The following is a 516-nucleotide window of genomic DNA, read 5'->3' as shown; positions in this document are numbered from 1 at the left end:
ATTATCAATAAACAGTGGATTGTTAAAGTCGATTACTCACAAGTCAGTGACATTGATTACTTCCTAGATTTGGACTCTGACATCGGTAACCGTGAAGACGGCCAGTTAGTCCAAGAAGGGCATGTGCAGTACCGTTCAGATTTCTGGGATGCGTCTTTAACCGTTCGAGATTTCCAAATCCTCTTGAAAGAAGAAAACCGTCCATATCGTTTGCTTCCTCAATTAGATTTGAACTACTACACGCCGTTGTGGGGTGATCACCTTAACTTCGACGTAAAAAGCCAAGTCAGCCGTTTTGACACTAGTGATACCGCTCGACCAAATGCGACTCGCGTTCACATAGAGCCGGGACTAACCATGCCGCTGTCAAATTCTTGGGCCACTTGGACAACGGAAGCGCGCGTACTTTCCACTTACTACTCTCAAGACCTTACTGGCTTGACAGACGTGGACTTGAAAAACCAGCTTGATGAACAAGTTTCTCGTGTTATTCCTGAGTTCCGTACCCATGCTCAG

1 protein-coding gene is annotated in these 516 nt (G+C 45.7%); it reads left to right on the top strand.

All coding sequences use genetic code 11. The features are described 5' to 3' along the window. A partial coding sequence (gene lptD / locus R7R78_RS29500; protein ID WP_225475010.1) for an LPS assembly protein LptD occupies window positions 1–516 on the top strand: 516 nt, incomplete at both ends.

This window comes from Vibrio sp. 2134-1, from assembly GCF_033339495.1.
The sequence above is the reverse complement of the archived record's forward strand: the minus strand, read 5'-3'. Positions and strand labels throughout refer to the sequence as shown.